Raw genomic sequence first — 1,772 nt, 5'->3', positions numbered from 1 at the left:
CAGCCCCGGTTCGTCCGGACCCAGCCGCCGGCGTAGTCACCCTGGGTCCAGCGGCGGACCGCGACGATGACCTCCTGCGCCGTGTGCCCTGGTCTGACATCGACGCCGATGCTGGTGGTCTTGGTGATCGTGGTGGTCTTCTGGTATCCGCCGGTCACGGAAGCCAGGGGGTTGTACCACTTCTTGGACGGCGAGGTGGCATTGCCGAGAGAAATACCGCCGCCGACGGCCCAGCCGGTGGTCTTGCTCACCGATGTGTCCCACGAGTGCGAGCAGGAGATCGCACTGCGGGAGCAGTCGACCTTCTCGCCGCGCCATACCCAGTCGTCCCAGGTGTTGCCCGCCTGCTGACGGGTGATCGCCCGGGTCACGTGCCCGCCGCCCGTGCCGGGAACGACCTGCGCGCCGTCGGAATAGCTCTGGCTGAAGCACGTGCTCGTCGCCGCGTTCGCCGTGCCGGTCATGCAGACCGCGGTCGCGGCGACGAGGGCGCCGCACATCAGAATGCGCTGCCCGATAACCTTGCCGTACATTACTTCCCCTTTTCTTCGGCTTGTTTCTGCGAGGTGAGATCTGAGGGAGTTCGGGGGCGCCGGTCTCAGAACACCTGCGACCAGACGGCGGCGTGACGGCCGTTCACCTGCCCGATGAGGTCGACCCTGTTCATGTGGTCGCAGGGGTCGGCCCCGTACTTCTGGTTGAACAGGTTGCCGGCTTCCTCACAGGTCCAGGACCGCATGACCTGCCGGGGGTTCCAGGTCACCTTTCCCTTGTAGCCGGGAAGCTGCATGTTGCCGATGCTGTTCGTGTGGTCGATGACACGCAAGCAGATATTGAAATCGACCTTCGGGACTTCCAGAGCCTTGGCGACGATCCCGACCGTTTTGCCGTTGGCCCGGGCGTACCAGTAGTTCCCGCAGATACGGGAGCCGGACTGCGCCTGAGCCGTGCCGGGCAGAGTGACCACGGCGGCTGCGACCGCGAGACCCAGAATTGCCGTGCGCTTGAATGCACGCGTATTCACCATCTGCGCTTCCTTTTCCGTTCATGGAGCGGACAGGGTCGAATGGCGGACCCTCAGGGGCCGAAGCTCCCTGGGGCTTCGGCCGACGCCATCAATATCAGGCCTTCCGGATTTTCGAGTCAAGACATCCGGAGACTTTTTAGAACTCTTTATCACAGGGATGGAAATCGCCTGTTTCCAGGCAGCCCGAAGCGACCTTTTCGCTTTTTGTGCGCGAGGAAACAAGCGCGAGGAAAAGGTTACGAGAAGATGAAGAGAAGACGTACGGGCCCTGATGGGCGAATGGCTTCTGTCGAATCACTTCCGATTGAGCGTGGGGGGTGTGGTGGGGGGTAATCGGACTCACTGGTCCTGTGCACGGGCGTGACGTCGGGTAAGGCTCACGCGAGCGCCAGGACGATGAAGCAGAGAGAGCGCGACGCCGAGGAGTGAACGGCACTCACCGGTGCGCCCGTCTCAGGTTCCCCTGCACTCCCCTTGCTTCCGTGAGGAAACCGTTGGCCTGGTCAAGGCCCCAGGGAGCTGCGGTTTTCTGCGCTGCGATCTTCACCGGAAGCGTTCGCAGCAGTCAACTCCGCACGGCAAGAACTCAACGAACAAAACGCTACCGGAGAGGAAACGTCCGTGAACCGAACAAACCAAGCAGTTTCTTAGAGCTCGTAACACGATCTTGTTGAAGTGTCCTGGTTGGGCGTGACCGATGTGAGGATTCGGCCGTTCGGGATGGTGTGAGTACTCGGCCGTGGAT

The 1,772-nt window shown here is 62.1% G+C and carries 2 protein-coding genes; both read right to left on the bottom strand.

All coding sequences use genetic code 11. The features are described 5' to 3' along the window. Positions 1-533, bottom strand: a 533-nt coding sequence (locus PV682_RS42850; protein ID WP_319738181.1) for a hypothetical protein, incomplete at its 3' end; no start/stop codon positions are given. A gap of 65 nt (positions 534-598) precedes the next feature. Beyond that, complete coding sequence (locus PV682_RS42845) at positions 599-1,027, bottom strand: hypothetical protein (protein WP_055718355.1); 429 nt, start codon at positions 1,025-1,027, stop codon at positions 599-601. Positions 1,028-1,772 lie beyond the last annotated feature (745 nt).

It is taken from the genome of Streptomyces niveiscabiei (assembly GCF_033794345.1).
In the GTDB taxonomy this organism is placed as follows: domain Bacteria; phylum Actinomycetota; class Actinomycetes; order Streptomycetales; family Streptomycetaceae; genus Streptomyces; species Streptomyces niveiscabiei.
Note: the sequence above shows the minus strand (reverse complement) of the source record. Positions and strands in the feature narration are given on the sequence as shown.

Bases quoted from the DNA above. Each gene is read 5' to 3' on its own strand.
- PV682_RS42845 (WP_055718355.1), bottom strand. From the start codon at position 1,027: ATGGTGAATACGCGTGCATTCAAGCGCACGGCAATTCTGGGTCTCGCG.